General features: G+C 40.6%; 15 protein-coding genes. 8 read left to right on the top strand and 7 right to left on the bottom strand.

What is annotated here, in order from left to right; genetic code table 11:
* Positions 1 to 116: 116 nt before the first annotated feature.
* The 7 genes from groL to miaB form a co-directional block, all read right to left on the bottom strand.
* Positions 117 to 1,757 (bottom strand): chaperonin GroEL, encoded by a 1,641-nt coding sequence (gene groL / locus AAFF35_RS27700; protein WP_124581810.1) that lies wholly within the window; start codon positions 1,755 to 1,757, stop codon positions 117 to 119.
* 58 nt (positions 1,758 to 1,815) lie between these two features.
* Positions 1,816 to 2,109: a co-chaperone GroES gene (gene groES, locus AAFF35_RS27695; protein ID WP_069379367.1), complete on the bottom strand. Its 294-nt coding sequence runs from the start codon at positions 2,107 to 2,109 to the stop codon at positions 1,816 to 1,818.
* Positions 2,110 to 2,379: 270 nt separating this feature from the next.
* On the bottom strand, positions 2,380 to 2,739 hold the full coding sequence (secG, locus tag AAFF35_RS27690) for a preprotein translocase subunit SecG (protein ID WP_342329705.1): 360 nt from the start codon (positions 2,737 to 2,739) through the stop codon (positions 2,380 to 2,382).
* A 14-nt stretch (positions 2,740 to 2,753) separates the two neighbouring features.
* On the bottom strand, positions 2,754 to 3,839 hold the full coding sequence (locus AAFF35_RS27685) for a hypothetical protein (protein ID WP_342329704.1): 1,086 nt from the start codon (positions 3,837 to 3,839) through the stop codon (positions 2,754 to 2,756).
* A gap of 24 nt (positions 3,840 to 3,863) precedes the next feature.
* Positions 3,864 to 4,382, bottom strand: coding sequence for an LptE family protein (locus AAFF35_RS27680; protein WP_342329703.1), 519 nt, complete (start codon positions 4,380 to 4,382; stop codon positions 3,864 to 3,866).
* Positions 4,383 to 4,451: 69 nt separating this feature from the next.
* Entirely contained in the window at positions 4,452 to 5,681 is a 1,230-nt protein-coding gene (locus AAFF35_RS27675; protein WP_342329702.1) for a sigma-54 dependent transcriptional regulator, read from the bottom strand.
* An 18-nt stretch (positions 5,682 to 5,699) separates the two neighbouring features.
* Entirely contained in the window at positions 5,700 to 7,148 is a 1,449-nt protein-coding gene (miaB, locus tag AAFF35_RS27670) for a tRNA (N6-isopentenyl adenosine(37)-C2)-methylthiotransferase MiaB (protein WP_342329701.1), read from the bottom strand.
* A 160-nt stretch (positions 7,149 to 7,308) separates the two neighbouring features.
* Here miaB and AAFF35_RS27665 point away from each other — a divergent pair, with 160 nt between their 5' ends.
* The 8 genes from AAFF35_RS27665 to AAFF35_RS27630 all read left to right on the top strand — a co-directional run bounded on the left by AAFF35_RS27665 (position 7,309) and on the right by AAFF35_RS27630 (position 16,595).
* Positions 7,309 to 8,109, top strand: a complete 801-nt coding sequence (locus tag AAFF35_RS27665) for a TIGR04325 family methyltransferase (protein WP_342329700.1) — start codon at positions 7,309 to 7,311, stop codon at positions 8,107 to 8,109.
* Positions 8,102 to 9,109 (top strand): glycosyl transferase, encoded by a 1,008-nt coding sequence (locus tag AAFF35_RS27660; protein ID WP_342329699.1) that lies wholly within the window; start codon positions 8,102 to 8,104, stop codon positions 9,107 to 9,109. Before AAFF35_RS27665 ends, AAFF35_RS27660 begins: the two co-directional genes overlap by 8 nt.
* 124 nt (positions 9,110 to 9,233) lie before the next feature.
* The gene (locus AAFF35_RS27655; protein WP_342329698.1) at positions 9,234 to 9,674 is read left to right on the top strand and encodes a hypothetical protein; all 441 of its coding nucleotides are present in this window, start codon (positions 9,234 to 9,236) and stop codon (positions 9,672 to 9,674) included.
* A 9-nt stretch (positions 9,675 to 9,683) separates the two neighbouring features.
* Positions 9,684 to 10,304 (top strand): RNA polymerase sigma-70 factor, encoded by a 621-nt coding sequence (locus AAFF35_RS27650; RefSeq protein WP_342329697.1) that lies wholly within the window; start codon positions 9,684 to 9,686, stop codon positions 10,302 to 10,304.
* Positions 10,305 to 10,373: 69 nt separating this feature from the next.
* Entirely contained in the window at positions 10,374 to 11,375 is a 1,002-nt protein-coding gene (locus AAFF35_RS27645; RefSeq protein WP_342329696.1) for a FecR domain-containing protein, read from the top strand.
* Positions 11,375 to 13,924: a TonB-dependent receptor gene (locus AAFF35_RS27640; RefSeq protein WP_342329695.1), complete on the top strand. Its 2,550-nt coding sequence runs from the start codon at positions 11,375 to 11,377 to the stop codon at positions 13,922 to 13,924. The genes AAFF35_RS27645 and AAFF35_RS27640 overlap by 1 nt, the downstream gene beginning before the upstream one ends.
* 1 nt (position 13,925) lies before the next feature.
* Positions 13,926 to 14,753, top strand: a complete 828-nt coding sequence (locus AAFF35_RS27635; RefSeq protein WP_342329694.1) for a hypothetical protein — start codon at positions 13,926 to 13,928, stop codon at positions 14,751 to 14,753.
* A 54-nt stretch (positions 14,754 to 14,807) separates the two neighbouring features.
* On the top strand, positions 14,808 to 16,595 hold the full coding sequence (locus AAFF35_RS27630) for a hypothetical protein (protein ID WP_342329693.1): 1,788 nt from the start codon (positions 14,808 to 14,810) through the stop codon (positions 16,593 to 16,595).
* The last annotated feature ends 10 nt before the right edge of the window (positions 16,596 to 16,605 follow it).

The raw sequence follows: 16,605 nt of genomic DNA, 5'->3' as shown, positions 1-16,605 counted from the left end.
CAATATATTGTGTATTACTTCCGTTCCTTTTGTTCTTTTTTCAAATACAAAAAGAAACCGTCTCCTAATTTTACTTAGAAGACGGTCTCTTTTGTTGTAATTGTAGAGGGAGATGATTACATCATTCCACCCATACCACCACCACCCATTGGAGGCATACCTGCACCAGCAGGAGCATCTTCAGGATCATCAGCCAATACCACTTCTGTTGTTAACAACATCGCTGCGATAGAAGCTGCGTTTTCTAATGCTACACGACCAACTTTAGTTGGATCGATCACACCGGCAGCAATTAAGTTCTCATATACATCAGTACGTGCATTGTAGCCAAAGTCAGCTTTACCTTCTTTAACTTTTTGTACTACGATAGAACCTTCAATACCCGCATTTTGGCAGATTTGACGTAATGGTTCTTCGATCGCACGTTTTACAATAGCAATACCGGTAGTTTCATCATCGTTGCTACCTTTCATTCCTTCTAATGCTTCAATAGCACGGATGAAAGCAACACCACCACCGGCAACAATACCTTCTTCAACCGCAGCGCGTGTTGCATGTAATGCATCGTCTACGCGGTCTTTTTTCTCTTTCATTTCAACTTCAGAAGCTGCACCAACATAAAGAACAGCAACACCGCCAGCTAATTTAGCCAGACGCTCTTGTAATTTCTCTTTGTCATAATCAGATGTAGTAGTCTCGATTTGAGCTTTGATCTGGTTAACACGAGCTTTGATGTCTTCAGACTTACCAGCACCGTTGATTACAGTAGTGTTGTCTTTGTCAACAAGCACTTTCTCAGCAGTACCTAAATAACTAAGGTCAGCATTCTCTAATTTATAACCTCTTTCTTCAGAAATTACAGTACCACCAGTTAAGATCGCGATGTCTTCTAACATTGCTTTTCTACGGTCACCGAAACCTGGTGCTTTAACAGCAACAACTTTCAGAGATCCACGGATCTTGTTTACTACCAATGTAGCCAATGCTTCACCATCTAAGTCTTCAGCAATGATCAATAATGGTTTTCCTGTTTGTACTTGTTTTTCTAAAACCGGCAGCAATTCTTTCATGTTGCTGATTTTTTTATCATAGATTAAAATGTAAGGGTTTTCTAATTCCGCTTCCATTTTATCTGCATTAGTTACGAAGTATGGAGACAGGTAACCGCGGTCAAACTGCATACCTTCCACTGTTTTTACTTCAGTTTCAGTACCTTTTGCTTCTTCTACAGTAATTACACCATCTTTACCTACTTTACCCATTGCTTCAGCAATAAGAGAGCCGATAACTTCATCATTGTTTGCTGAGATAGAAGCAACTTGTTTGATTTTGTTATTGTCTTCACCTACAGTCTGAGACTGAGACTTCAAGTTTGCAACGATTGCAGTAACAGCTTTGTCGATACCACGTTTCAAATCCATAGGATTTGCACCAGCAGCAACGTTTTTAATACCAGCAGTTACGATTGCCTGTGCCAATACAGTTGCAGTTGTAGTTCCGTCACCTGCGATATCTGCAGTTTTAGAAGCCACTTCTTTAACCATTTGAGCACCCATATTTTCAATTGGGTCTTTTAATTCAATTTCTTTAGCTACCGTTACACCATCTTTAGTGATCGCAGGTGAACCAAATTTTTTGTCAATAATTACATTACGTCCTTTAGGACCTAGAGTTACTTTTACTGCATTCGCCAAAATATCCACACCTCTTTTCAGGGCGTCACGGGCTTCTACATTATATTTTACTTGCTTTGCCATTTTAAAATATTGTTATTAATAATTGATTGTTGTAAAGTTGAATCGGTTAATTCAACGATTAAAGGACTGCGTAAAGATCAGACTCACGCATGATAAGGTACTCTTTACCTTCAAAAGTAATTTCAGTACCACCGTATTTACCATATAAAACCTGATCGCCAGCTTTAACGCTCAATGGGATTAGATTACCTGTAGACTCAGCATATTTGCCTGGTCCTACTGCAACTACTGTTCCTTGCTGAGGTTTTTCTTTAGCTGTATCAGGAATATAAATACCCGAAGCTGTTTTTTCTTCGGCAGGAGCAGCTTCAATGACTACTCTATCTGCAATGGGTTTAATGTTTAAAGCCATAACTTATTTGTTGTTTTAATTTTAAAATTAATGTAAAAGTATTACGTGCTCCTTGTATATCAGTTTCTATGCCAAGGGAGGCTTGCTTGCCAAATTTACACTGCATTGTCAGCTAATAGATTAGAGTCAACTATTTTTGTGTCAGAGTGGCAGAACTGTTTCTCCTCTTTCTTACATTTTATACATTCGGTATGCCTGCCGAATGTATACCATAAAAAAAGGCCATCTGAATGTACATTCAGATGGCCTTTTTTTATGGTTGTGTAAAACTTATTTCTTTGTGCTGTCTCCGGCTGCAGGAGCTGCTGTTGCAGGTGCCTGACCAGCAGGTGCAGTTGTTCCAAGTGGAGATGGAGTAGGGATCTTATCCAGGTGCTCCTGAATTTTAGAATCTACTGCAGAAGTAGAGCCACCTGATTTTGCAATGGTAGTAATTGACAAAGTAAGTACTACGATCAATGCTAATAATACCCAAGTGCCTTTTTCAAGAACGTCACCAGTACGTTGAACGCCAAACATGTTGCTGCCTGATCCACCTGTTGCAAGGCCACCACCTTTAGGATTTTGTATCAAAACAAATAGCGCTAAGGCGATGCAGACAATGATTAATAAAATAATTAAAAAAAGCATAATAGGTTATATGGTTAAATTTTCTTTTCTATGGATTGGATAAGGTCGGCAAAGTAACGGCTTTTTTCTGGAAACTTCAAACTTAATTTTTCATAAGTCTCTATGGCCTTGTCATAAAGCATTTGCTCAATATAGATCTTTGCCAGTGTTTCAGATACGAGGTCATTATGGTCTTCCGCACTCTTTTTCGCTTTGTTCTCCGTATTGATCTGCTCCGCATTTGGAGGGCTGATCTGTGGGTCATTTTTAAGGAAACTCTCTATAATGTCGGTTCCTTTGTGTGCATTCCGTAAACCAGAAGGGCTGTAGTCACTTTCTCCTGACTCTGTAAAAGGGCTCTGAAGATGAAAAATGTGTTCTACATACTGCTGTTGTAACTCATTTGGCGTTCCGCTCTGAACCGCAGGTTCTTTTTTAAGTGTAACGTATGGCTGGAAGATCTGCTGATATTCTTTTCTTGTTTTATGTAACCACCAGAGAAAGGTATATGGCAACTGATCATCATCATATTTACTGATGACCACCGGTTCTTCCTTTTGCTCAGCATCCTGCAACGCTCCCAAAGTTGTACTTTCTTCTGGTAACTCCTCAGGTGCAGGCTCCGGACTAAAGTTCTCCTGGAAAGCAAAGAAATCTGTAGAAACGATGTTCTCCAGCACAAAATCATCTGCTGTCTTTTCCTGATCTGACGAGATTTCTGTAGCGGCTGCCACATCGGTTTCCACTGCATCTATGGTATAAGTTTCATCAGATTCTGAAGGCACCTCATCAAGAACGGCTTCGTCTAATGCTTCAGGCTGATTACTCAGCTGATCAAAAGTTGGCGAAAAAACAATATTAAATACAGTCTCTGACAGGTAATCCGGCTCGTAAAGGAAGTTGTGAAGCAACTGTCCGTTGGTGTATAAAGCAGCAGTAGCTAGATGGCCGTTGTTTTCTGTATCCCCTAAGCTCGCCTTCGCAAGTAAAAGATGCAATGGCTGGAAATAAGGATATGATGATACCAGGTCTTTCAGCATAGGCGCATGTTCGGATCTTACCTTTTCCGGTTCCGCTAATAATACTGCCAGTTCTTGTCTAATGTCTATTTCCTGCTCCACGTCGCTAAGTTAACAATTGAAATCTCAATTCCAATTTGCAAATGCACGGTTAAAAATATCCTCTGTAAGTAAATCAAGAACCTGGTCTATCAGACGTTGTTCCTGGGACTGAAAGCTTTGTCCCGCTGTTGGAAAATCCAGATGTCGCTCAAAATTTTCTTCGAAGCTCATTTTCTGATTCAGGTTATTCGTGTATTTAACACTTACCGAGATGCTCATCCTGTTGGTTCCACCTGCCGTTACTCCGCGGGTATTGGCATCCTGCATGGTCGTTGGGCGGATGTCATAATTCGTAATGGTTCCGGAGAAAATAGCATGGGCCTCATTGGTGGTCATATTCAGACTGGTCTGGTTACGGATCCTGTTCCTCAAATTTTCAGTAAACTTACTGGACATATTAGGAACTACCAATGGCGCATTGTTTTCAAAAAAGATAATGTTCACCGTTTTCATCTCCGCAGGAATAGAGGCCCCATTAAACTTAATGGAACAGGAGTTGAAGAGGATAACGATTAAAATTAAAGGGACATATAATTTTTTCATTAGGATATATTTGTCTTTATCGGTGATGAAGTGATCATCTGCATATTATTCATCAATTTTTTAGCCTGGCTAGTTTAAATTGAGTTCTTTAATTTTTCTATATAAAGTGCGTTCAGAAATACCAAGTTCCTGTGCTGCAAATTTACGTTTCCCCTTGTGTTTCTTCAAAGCTTTTTTGATCAGGTCAGATTCTTTATCGATCAATGATAACGATTCTTCGACTTCTTCGGCTTCCTGGGTATAATTATAATCTACCGGCGCATTTTGAACCGGCTTTTTGATCGTAAATGTCGGCTCATTAATCGTCTGGTCTACTTCCTGATAAAGCTGGTTAATGTAATGAGGGTTGTCTGCAATGATATGCGAGGTGTTTCCTCCGCTCTGAATAATCTCTGCGACTAACTTCTTCAGCTCCATCATGTCCTTTTTCATGTCAAACAGTACCTTGTAAAGAATGTCCCTTTCGGTATAGTCTTCCTTGTTACTGCCATTGATGGCCATGGGCAGATTGGTGGCGCTTTCATTTGGAATATAATTTAGTAATGCAGCGGGAGTTACATTCCGTTCTTTCTCCAATACGCAGATCTGTTCTGCAATATTTTTTAGCTGTCTTACATTTCCCGGCCAGCTGTAGTTGCTGAGTAATTGAATGGCTTCCGGCTCCAGCTGAATGCCCGGGCTTCTGTACTTGTCACTAAAGTCGGCAGAAAATTTCCGGAATAATAGATAAATGTCTTCCTTTCTTTCGTGTAGTGCAGGAATACGTAAAGGAACAGTATTTAATCGGTAATATAAATCCTCCCGGAATTTTCCTGATTTCACCCGGTTATACACATCCACATTTGTAGCAGCAATAATCCGCACATCAGTTTTTTGTACTTTGGAAGAACCTACACGTAAATATTCCCCACTCTCCAGAATCCTCAACAGGCGTGCTTGTGTACCCAAGGGTAATTCTGCCACCTCATCTAAAAAGATGGTTCCGCCATTCGCTACTTCAAAATAACCTTTACGGGCTTCATGAGCTCCTGTAAAAGAGCCCTTTTCATGTCCGAACAATTCAGAATCTATCGTTCCTTCAGGAATGGCGCCACAGTTTACGGCAATAAAAGCCCCGTGTTTACGGGTACTCATCTGATGAATGATATGAGAGAAAACTTCTTTACCACTACCGCTTTCTCCGGTAATTAAAACCGACATGTCGGTTGGTGCAACTTGTCTGGCGATATCTATTGCCCGGTTCAACAGCGGAGAGCCACCTATGATCCCGAACCGGTTTTTAATGTCTTGTATGTCCAAAGTAATTTGTTTTTTTAATTAAACAATTTCGGGTACTTCAACTGCAATTGTTCCTAATAAAGTTGCCGATGTACAACGGTCGATATGAACGTTCACATACTGACCCGCCTTAACTCCTGCTGTCGCAGGAAAAACAACCATTGCATTCTGATCATTTCTTCCGCAAAGATCCTTGTCGGATTTTTTGGAAGTACCCTCCACTAAAATCCTAACAGTTTTTCCTACGAATTGTTGTAGGCGGAACAAAGAAGTTTCCTGTTGTTTAAGTAATATTTCTGCTAACCTGCGTTTTTTTACTTCTTCCGGAACGTCATCTTCCAGCTTTCTTGCTGCAAGTGTTCCTGGTCTTTCGGAATAACTAAAGGTAAATGCAAAATCATAGCCTACATAATCCATCATGGTCAGCGTTTCCTGATGCTCTTCTTCGGTTTCTGTACAGAAGCCGGCAATGATATCGGATGAAATGGCGCAACCTGGAATAATGCGTCTGATGGCATCAATCCTGTTGATGTACCATTCACGGGTATAAGTTCTGTTCATCAATTCCAGTACCCTGCTGCTTCCGGATTGTACAGGCAGGTGAATGTAATTACAGATGTTATCATATTTGGCAATGGCATATAATACCTCGTCAGTAATATCTTTGGGATGTGAGGTTGAAAACCTGATTCTTAAATCAGGACTGATTAATGCAACTTTTTCCAAGAGCTGCGCAAAGTTAACTTCGATCTCAGCACTTTCCTCAGCATCCGGACCTTTCCATTTATAGGAATCCACGTTTTGTCCCAGTAAAGTGACCTCTTTGTAACCCTTGTCGAATAAGTCCTGAGCTTCCGCGAGGATAGAATGCGGATCTCTGCTCCGTTCACGTCCTCTGGTAAAAGGAACAACGCAAAAAGAACACATGTTATCGCAACCACGCATGATAGAAATAAATGCAGTGATGCCATTTCCGTTCAGCCTTACCGGGCTAATGTCTGCATAAGTCTCCTCGCGTGACAATAAAACGTTGATGGCTTTATGTCCATCTTCTACCTGATTGATCAGTTGGGGAAGGTCACGGTAGGCATCAGGACCAACCACCATATCCACTAACTTTTCTTCTTCCAGGAATTTAGATTTTAACCGTTCCGCCATACAGCCTAAAACACCAACCACTAATTTGGGATTTCTGCGTTTTTCAGCGCCGAACTGAGACAAACGGTTCCGTACGCGCTGTTCGGCATTTTCACGGATAGAACAAGTATTGATAAATACCACATCAGCTTCATGATAGTCTCCTGTAGTCTCAAATCCCTGATCTTTTAATATCGAGGCTACAATCTCACTATCTGCAAAATTCATTTGACACCCATAGCTTTCAATGTATAGCTTTCGCCCATTGCGTACCTCTGGGGCATCAATCACTAAAGCTTCGCCCTGGCGCTCCTCATCGTGTGTCTTATCTGTTAGCTGTAAATCAATCATAAATGGTTAACATTTTTCTGGGCTTCAAAAATACACATTTATATTTATAAATGACAAAGTGGCAGAATCTTTAAGCCGGAAAATAAATAGAAGAAGCATATAGGACCTTTTTAATAAGTCATTGTCTTTAGACATGAAATCAGGCTAATTAACTCAGGACATGTTCAAAAACCTCTTTGTAAAACGTAGAAGGAACCCATATGGTTGGTTTGGCAATTATTCTTCCTGGGCAGAAGTTGCCAGAGAGGCTGTTGGTTATGATGCAGGCGTGATTCTGGAAAGAACAAAAAATGCAATATTAAAGGTCAAAAACGGAGAAGCCGTTTATGAACGTGACTCCGTTGTCTTCGATAAAAAAGAATATCCTTTTCCCTTAATTACTTTCCTTCTGAATAGTGCAAATTTAAAAAAAGAAGCCCTTCATGTACTGGATTTCGGTGGCTCCCTGGGGAGTACTTATTATCAGATTCGGGAATTCCTGACGAAAGGAGTTTGTGCCAGCTGGAATGTCGTGGAGCAGGAACATTATGTTGCATGTGGAAATCAACATTTTCAAGATGATGTCCTGACATTTCATAATAGCATTGATGCCTGTCTGGAACTTAAAAAAATTGACCTTGTGGTATTGTCTTCAAGCGTCCAGTACCTGGAAAGACCCCATGACTTTTTGCAGCAACTGGCTGCTTATAATTTTCAGTTCTTACTGTTTGACCGTACTGCTTTTCATTATGGGGAGAAAGACCGGCTGACTTTACAAAGAGTGCCCCCTGAAATTTATCCTGCTTCTTATCCGTCCTGGTTTTTTAATGAAGAAAACTTCTTAAACCATTTTTCGGGACAGTATACTAACGTAGCTGAATTTAGTTCCTATGTCAAAGGGGAAGAAACCATGCTGATTGATGGCATTCAATCAGGATATGACAAAGGCTTTTACCTCATTAACTTATCTACCCATGCTTAACTTCTGTACACTATTTAACACGACTTACCTATCACGTGGTTTGGCCATGTATCATTCCCTTGAGCAACAATGTTCAGATTTTCACCTGTATATCTTTGCTTTTGATCAGCATTGCTTTGAGGCCCTGTCTAAACTGAAACTTTCCCAGGCTACCATTGTGAGTCTGAAAGATTTTGAAAATAATGACTTGCTGACGGCGAAATCGGGACGGACGGCTCAAGAGTATTGCTGGACCTGTGCGTCTTCGACGATCAAATATAGCATAGAGACCTTCCAGCTGGATCATTGTACCTATGTAGATGCGGATCTATTGTTCTTTAAAAATCCACAGGTGCTCATTGACGAAATGGCTGAAAAATCGGTGCTGATCACTGAACATCGCTATACGCCGGTCCATGATCAATCCGCCAAAAGCGGGATCTACTGTGTGCAGTTCATGACTTTCAAAAATAATGAAGAAGGCATGGAAGTATTAAACTGGTGGGTCAATGCCTGTCTGGACTGGTGTTTCAACAGATTTGAGGACCACAAATTTGGAGACCAGAAGTATCTGGACGATTGGACAGAAAGATTTTCCTGTGTACATGTCCTGAAACATCTTGGTGGTGGTGTTGCTCCATGGAATGTACAACAGTATGCCTTTAAAAATAATGGTAGCAAAACCATGTGTAAAGAGTTGTCTGAGAATCAAAATTTTGACCTTGTATTTTACCATTATCATGGATTCAGCTATTCTTCTAAAAACAGTTATATGCTGACACATAAAGTTTACCGTCTGACTAGAAACCAGATCAAACATATTTATAAACCCTATGTAAAAGCACTTTCCTTAGCTGAAGAACAGATCAATGTCAGTGTGGGTGGCATTATCCCTTATGCGATCAACAATAAGCCGGAATGGGTTAATAAAATGACGGGCAGGTATCTGTTGTTCTCTCTTTTGGGTTCTTATCGGCATTTTTATGCTAAATGGTCCTTACAATACAGCTTTTTTTATTAAAATGTTAAACCTTAAAAGCCAATGAAAAAACAATAATATACCAATCAAAAAAGTTAGTAATTTAGTCCCTGGCTAAAACTACAACATGTGGGGTATTAAAAATCAGGGGCTTATATTTTTGAGAATGGGGTTGTTCAGTTTGATCTTTTGTTTGTGGACTTGTAAGAAAGCACCCGTAGCAGATCAGAAAATCAAGCCTCCGGTAAGGTTTTATCTGGTAACAGCAAGAATTGATAAAAAAGGAACCAATACAAATTCTGAAGGAACAGCGATATTAAAAGGAGCGTACGACGAAGGAACAAAATTGTTAAGCTATAAGTTGGAATATAAGGATTTGGTGCCGGAAGAAATCAGCCTTAGAAGCGGAACAAAAGGTTCGAAAGGAACATTGACTGCAATCCTCTATAAGAATACAGGAGCAACAGTGCCTTTACCATTGTCCGGCACGCTTACTTTAAGTCCGTTACAGGAAAGAAACCTGTTAAGAGGATTATGGTTTGTAGCCATTAATACATTAGCTAAATCTCCTGAGATTTCAGGGATATTGACGCTAAAGCAAAACTAGGAGGGTATCATGAGCAAAGAACCGATACTTAGTCCGCTTAATGAAGATTTAATACTGATCAGCGCAATCCGTAAAAAAGATAAAAAGGTGTTTGAAGCCTTTTATAAAAAATATTATAAACAGCTGTTTGGTACAGCTTACCAGTATGTAGGACAGTCGGAAGCAGCTGAGGAAATTGTTCATGATTTGTTTATCGCGATATGGAATAAGGCTGACCAATTAAATATTCAGTATTCAATGAAAAGTTATTTGTTCAGGGCAATTGTAAACTCCTCACTGAACTTCGTCAGGAAAGAGAAGATAAATGCACAGAAGCAATTGGCCTGGCAGTCAAGTCATGTGGAACAGGAACCACTTACAGAAGATGGAGAAGTTGCTGAAAACGAAGAAACGTTATTGAAAAGCCTGGAAGAAGCGTTGGTATTGCTGCCAGATAAATGTAAACAGGTAATGTATCTGAGCCGCTTTGGTAAATTGAAACAGCAGGAGATTGCAGACCAGATGGGGATTTCCCTGAAAACAGTTAAAAACCATTTGACCTATGGCTTTCAGAAACTCAGAAGTCATATGGAAAAACAAGGGCAGGTCATTATTTTTTTAATCTTGTTCTTAAAAATAATCATATGCTAATTCGTCCCTACAATGAAACGATCATGATTTCATGAGAGCTTCATAACCGTTAAAAACAAATATATTCAAATGAAAAACTTTGAAACAAACGAAACGCTTATTTTTGGACTGATCATAGACGATCTGGACAAAACTATAACTCCTGCAAACAAGGAATTACTGAAGCAATGGAGAGCAGCTGATCCTGCCAATGAAAAAACCTATCAGGAATTTCTGAACGTTCAGGTGAACCTTGATAAATTGGTAGAACGTCTGGACATTGATGCCCAGCAGTCCTGGGAGTCTCTCGATAAAAAAATTGAAAATTCCCCTGCTTCTGAAGAACTTCCCCTTTTTAAAGAAGAAAAACAAAGCAATTACTGGTTGAAAATCGCTGCCTCATTACTGATTCTATGCTCCATAGGGTATTATTTTGTTCAGAAAAACCAGGATGTGGTTATTAGTACAGATCAGCAGACCGGAGTAACTAATATTGTCCTTCCAGATGGAACGGCGGTTAAATTGAACGCGGCGACAACCATCAGCTACAATAAAAGCAGCTTTAAGAGCGATCGAAGACTGGAACTTTTAAAAGGAGAAGCCTTTGTACAGGTGGTGGAGGATAAGCGTGTTCAGTTTAGAGTAGACCTTGGAGAACTGGAAGCAAAAGACATTGGAACGCGTTTTAACATCAGTAAAAACGAAGATAAAATAGCCGTAATTGTTGAAGAAGGCAAAGTTGCACTGCGACACCACAGCAGTAGTAAAGAAGTGCTTTTAACGCCAGGTAAAATGGGACTATACAACCTGGCTACCAAAGAATTGATTGCGACCGACAATCCAGATCGTAATTATAAAGCCTGGATAGATAAAAATTTTGTATTTACCGCTGTTCCTATAGGGGAGGTTACCAGCCAGCTGGAGAAAGCTTACAATTCCAGAATTGACATTAAAGGTGATCAGCTCAAGAAACGCAAACTGACGGCCAGCCTGAAATACCAGACCCTGGATAGTGCACTTGCTGTGATCTCTGCTTCTTTACAATGTAAAGTGACAAAATTTGAAAACACTTATACTTTATCTGACAATTAATGACTTTTTACAGGCGGCTTTACTGCCTTTGCATTCTTTTATTTTTTACAGGTTCCATCAGGTTATGCGCTCAGAATAAGCGAATCCTGGATCAGCCGCTAAGCATAAATATACCTGCCGATTCCCTGATCCTTGTGTTAAATCTGCTCGAGTCAAAGGCTAAATGTAGTTTTGCTTATGACCCGGATCAATTGCGGAATAAAAAGACCGCAGCCTTTCAGTTTTCTAAGACTCCATTAAGCGGGATTTTAGAACAGTTGCTCTTTGGAACCAAACTGGGCTTTAAGGTCATCGGTTCAGATATTGTAATTGCCCCTGTAAAACCAACAGTAGGAACCATCCGCGGTCATGTCCGTGACGGCTCAAGCGGGGAAGAACTCATTGGAGCCACACTCTATATCCCGGAGCTAGGGGTGGGAATCAATACAAATCAATATGGTTTTTATGCAATTTCTATCCCTGAAGGGGATTATCAGGTGCAAATTTCTAATACAGGCTATCAGACAAAGGAAGAAAAAATCCGTTTATATAAAGATCTTGAACTTGAAATTGAACTCCGCCAGAAAACAAATCGCCTGGAAGAAGTCGAAATTAAGCAATCTGCTATAGCACCAAATCCAATTCTGTTAAACGAACAGAATTTTGGCATTAAGCAATTAAATAATACGACTTATTATGCCGGCGAGACGGATGTCGTGAAAAGATTGCAAATGCAGAATGGAATCAAATCGATGTCGGAGGGAAGCTCCGGTTTATTTGTCAGAGGGGGCAATACCGACCAAAATCTGGTCATGCTGGATGAGGCGATTGTCTATAATCCTTCGCATTTATATGGTTTAGTTTCTGTGTTTAATCCCGATGTGGTGAACAACGTACAGATTTACAGGGATTATATGCCGGCTAATTTTGGCGGAAGGCTTTCTTCAGTGCTGGTGAACAAAATGGCGGAAGGCAACAACAAAGAGTACCACCTTAGTGGTGGAATAAACCTCATGTCAGCCCGCATGGCTGTAGAAGGCCCGATTGTAAAAGAGAAAGGTTCCTTTATCGTCGCTTTCAGGAGAAGCCTGCTGGATGTTTTTCAAAATAACTTCAAGTTATTTAGCCCCTATTCCGTCTATTACGACCTCAATGCCAAGGCCAATTATAGGCTCAATAAAAATAACAGCATTTTCTATTCTGTTTATGCTGGTCAGGATAAATTGTTATCCGAAAACTCCTATACCAACAACTGGGGAAACCTGACTTCCACATTGCGCTGGAACCATATTTTTAACTCAAAAATTTTCCAGAACATTTCTGTGATTTACAGCAATTATAGCAACCTGCTCGATCTGAATGCAGATACACTTTCACAAAAAACACAATGGAGTACGGGAGTGAGGGACATTACTGTGAAAGCAGATTATACCTATTATCACAGTCCGGTAAATCAGATTAAGTTTGGTGCTTCAGGCATCTACCACCTCTTTAGTCCGGGCGAAATCCATAAGTCACCAAAAGATGAGTTTAACATCTCCCGTGATGAATCTCTGGAAGCAGCATTGTATTATGTGCAGCAAATTACACTGAACAGATCTTTTGAATTGAGCTATGGCCTTAGACTGGGATTGTTTAAAAATGTGCAGGCACGTAACAATGTCTTTGATCCCCAGGGAAACCGCTTAAATGTAAACGATGTGAAGGTCTTTGTTAATCCGGAACCTCGTTTAAACCTCAGTTACCTGCCGAGTTCATCCGAACGCTTTTTTTTAACGTATAACCGCAATTACCAATATCTTCAGCTGATCCAGAACAGCACACTGGCATTTTCTTCATTGGAGCCCTGGATCCCTGCCTCAAAAACTATTAAGCCTCAGCACTCTGATTACTTTTCTATGGGCTATCGTTATTCTCCAACAGACTTCGCACTGTCAGTGAATGCCTATTATAAATATCTGGACCATCAGTTGGATTTGATTGATCATGCGCAAATCATTAAAAATCCGGAAGTGAGAAGCCAGCTGAGAGCGGGAAAATCAAATGCGTATGGACTGGAGATCGAACTGACCAAAACAGAAGGAAAGCTTAGTGGAACGATTGCTTACAGCTATTCCAGGGTATTTCGGAAGATCGCCGACATTAACTTCGGCAATAGGTTTCCCGCAAATTATGACATCCCGCACGAATTGAAAATAACGGCCAGATATGACCTGACTAAACAACTGTCCTTCCAGGGATTTTTTATCTATTCTACTGGAAGACCACTGACCCTGCCCGTTGGTTACTATCAGCATGATGGTTTAAATGTGCCGATTTTTGAGGAAAGAAATACCTCCAGGTTTCCCGATTTTAGTCGCCTGGACCTCTCCGCCCAATACCAGTTTCAAACCAGATTATTTGGAAAACGCCACATTTCCAGTACCATCTCTATAGGTACCTATAACTTGTACAACCGGAAAAATCCATTGTATTATCACTTGAATTCTTCTTCATTTGAAACAAAAAAGAGTAGTATTGAATACGGTTTCGGTTTTTATCCATGGATCGCTTACAGTTTTAAGATTTAATATGAAGAACTATCTGCTGTTAATGGTACTTCTTATCCTTGGATTTTCAGGATGCAAAAAATCTCTGGACGATCGGTTCCTTACTCCAAAACGTCAATATGATCTGTCTGTGGAAGGAGGTTTTAATACCCGGATCACCACCCAGTCTATCAGGCTTTCCAAGCCAGCCATGAGCCCTGGTCAGAATCCTACACCCATTTCAAAAGCAATAGTCAGAATAAATGATGGGAAATCCGACATCATATTCAACGAATCCTCAGTAAAGGGAGTGTATACAGGGACGGCGGTAAATGAACCCAATTATAATGGAGCATATACCTTGACTATCGAATACAACAACAAATCGTATACTGCCGTGGATACCTTAAGGCAAGTGGTTAATATCGTGGATGATTTCCTGCCGTTGTCGACAAAAATGACCGCCGACGGAAAGTATAGCGGAACGATTCCTAAACATACCTTCGGCTATTTGAATCCTAATAAATGGATGATTTCTTATCTGGATCTCCCGGTATGGAATCCCGGTAAATTTGACCAGTCCAAATATTACAGTTATACCCATTTTCTAGGCTCTCCGAATTCGCTTTATCCACTCAATAATTTAAAAAGAACTTTTAGCCTGAACAAAGAGGATTACATCACGATCGTCAAGCTGTCGCTTTCGGAGCGTTATGCCAAATACCTCTATGATGTGTTTATGGAGACCGATTGGAGTGGCCTTTTTTCCAGTGTTCCGGTCAATGCTACGGGGAATATATCTGGAAATGTGCAGGGTTATTTCTATGCGATAGACGTCGATACCCGGAGGTATAAGGCAAGCGCATTGTAATGCACCCTGATTTGTGGCCCTGATATTGCAGGTCGTTATTACAATCAGGAGCTTATGGCACAAGAAAAATCAGTAAAAAGAAATTGGTGGAAATGGGTCGGTGGAATTTTGGCGACCCTTCTCCTTATTGGGATTGGATCAGGACTTTACCTTTACCATAAATGGAAACCGATTCTTTCTGAAAAAATAAAAAAAGTGGTTGTAAATAGCTCTCAAGGCTTATATACCCTCAATTTTAAAGACATTCATTTAAATGTACTGACGGGTACAGCCTCCATAGATGAGGCAGTGTTGACTCCGGACACCACGGTGTTTTCTATGTTGAAAATGGCTGGATTGGCACCGGCAAACTTGTTTCAGGTTAAAGTCAAAAAGCTGCAAATCAATCATGTTGGACTGTTAAATGCTTATTTTAATAAAAAGGTCAATATCAAAAGTATTGTGCTGGATCAGCCTTCCATTAATATGATCCACTATAAGGTCCGCAAAAGAAAAGACAGCCTGAAGCCAGACCTCAGCCTATATCAACTCCTGCCGAGGAGAATAAAATCCATCCAGGTCAATGCCATCAGAATCGTAAATGCGGATTTTGATTATGTAAAAGGAGAAACCTCGAAAACTTTAAACAGAATCAGGAAACTAAACCTGAATGTGAAAGATTTGCTGATTGATTCTCTGTCACAATTTGATACCACCCGTTTTTATCATACTAAAGATATTGGTTTTGAATTGACGGGATACCAGTCTAAAGATAAAATGTACCTGATGAAAGCAGATACCATTTCGGGTTCTGCAACTGGAAAGACCATCCGGATCAAGGGACTCAAAATGATCCCTTTGCATCCTGATCTGGCCTTTAGCCGGATGTTCAAATATGGAAAAGACCGCTATGATCTGAACTTTAGCGAGATCCGCTTTTCTGGAGTAGATTTTCTGCGCTTAAATGAAGAGGAAGCGTTTCATGCGAAAGCATTGACCATCGGCCCGTCTAAAGTGGGCATATTTTTAAACCGGGAGATGCCGGCAGTCCCGGGCCTGGATAAAGGCGCGAATTTCCCGCACATGGCCCTGAAAAAACTCACCCTGCCTGCGACTATAGATACAGTAAAACTCGATAATATCGATCTCGCCTACACCGAGTACAACCCCATTAGTCAAAAGAGAGGAACGGTTTATTTTCAAAACCTGAATGGAACAATACGCAACGTTACCACCGACTCCTCAAGCCTGGTTAAAAGCAATCATGCCATCGCCAATCTGAATGCTTTAGTGATGAAAAAGACTAAAATTAATCTTCGGATAGATTTTAACCTGACCGACAAAAACGGCGCGTTCAGCTATTCCGGTGCTACAGGGCCCTTGGATTTGAAAGCCCTGAACCCGGTATCCGTTCCATTGGGACTGATCGAAATTGAAAGCGGCAATATGCAGAAAGTGGACTTCAATTTTAGCGCAAACCGCAATGGCTCTTCTGGTAAAGTTCATTTTTATTATACTGATTTGAAGCTAAAATTGCTCAAAGAGGGAAAAAATGGGGAAGCGCCTAAGAAAAAAGGACTGTTGTCTTTCCTGGCCAATAATCTGCTCGTAAAAGATGCAAATCCCACAAAGGGAGAAACAGCAAGAACGGCCAGCGTTACTTTTCAGCGTTCTCCGGCCGCCTCCTTTTTTAACCTGCTCTGGAAAGGGGTGTTTGTGGGCATGCGCGAAACAGCTGGCCTTGGCATTGTTCCGGTAAAAACTCCGGAAAAAGCAATGGAAGCGATCAGGGATAAGAAAAAGGAACGTAAGGAGAAAAGTATAGCGCGAAAGGAAAAGAAGCCCGAAAAAAAAGTATCTTAGGATATTCAGC

Source organism: Pedobacter sp. FW305-3-2-15-E-R2A2 (genome assembly GCF_038446955.1).
In the GTDB taxonomy this organism is placed as follows: domain Bacteria; phylum Bacteroidota; class Bacteroidia; order Sphingobacteriales; family Sphingobacteriaceae; genus Pedobacter.
Note: the sequence above shows the minus strand (reverse complement) of the source record. Positions and strands in the feature narration are given on the sequence as shown.

Coding starts and splice junctions, on each gene's coding strand:
- groL (WP_124581810.1), bottom strand. CDS start 1,757: ATGGCAAAGCAAGTAAAATATAATGTAGAAGCCCGTGACGCCCTGAAA.
- groES (WP_069379367.1), bottom strand. CDS start 2,109: ATGGCTTTAAACATTAAACCCATTGCAGATAGAGTAGTCATTGAAGCT.
- secG (WP_342329705.1), bottom strand. CDS start 2,739: ATGCTTTTTTTAATTATTTTATTAATCATTGTCTGCATCGCCTTAGCG.
- AAFF35_RS27680 (WP_342329703.1), bottom strand. CDS start 4,382: ATGAAAAAATTATATGTCCCTTTAATTTTAATCGTTATCCTCTTCAAC.
- miaB (WP_342329701.1), bottom strand. CDS start 7,148: ATGATTGATTTACAGCTAACAGATAAGACACACGATGAGGAGCGCCAG.
- AAFF35_RS27665 (WP_342329700.1), top strand. CDS start 7,309: ATGTTCAAAAACCTCTTTGTAAAACGTAGAAGGAACCCATATGGTTGG.
- AAFF35_RS27660 (WP_342329699.1), top strand. CDS start 8,102: ATGCTTAACTTCTGTACACTATTTAACACGACTTACCTATCACGTGGT.
- AAFF35_RS27655 (WP_342329698.1), top strand. CDS start 9,234: ATGGGGTTGTTCAGTTTGATCTTTTGTTTGTGGACTTGTAAGAAAGCA.
- AAFF35_RS27650 (WP_342329697.1), top strand. CDS start 9,684: ATGAGCAAAGAACCGATACTTAGTCCGCTTAATGAAGATTTAATACTG.
- AAFF35_RS27645 (WP_342329696.1), top strand. CDS start 10,374: ATGAAAAACTTTGAAACAAACGAAACGCTTATTTTTGGACTGATCATA.
- AAFF35_RS27640 (WP_342329695.1), top strand. CDS start 11,375: ATGACTTTTTACAGGCGGCTTTACTGCCTTTGCATTCTTTTATTTTTT.
- AAFF35_RS27635 (WP_342329694.1), top strand. CDS start 13,926: ATGAAGAACTATCTGCTGTTAATGGTACTTCTTATCCTTGGATTTTCA.
- AAFF35_RS27630 (WP_342329693.1), top strand. CDS start 14,808: ATGGCACAAGAAAAATCAGTAAAAAGAAATTGGTGGAAATGGGTCGGT.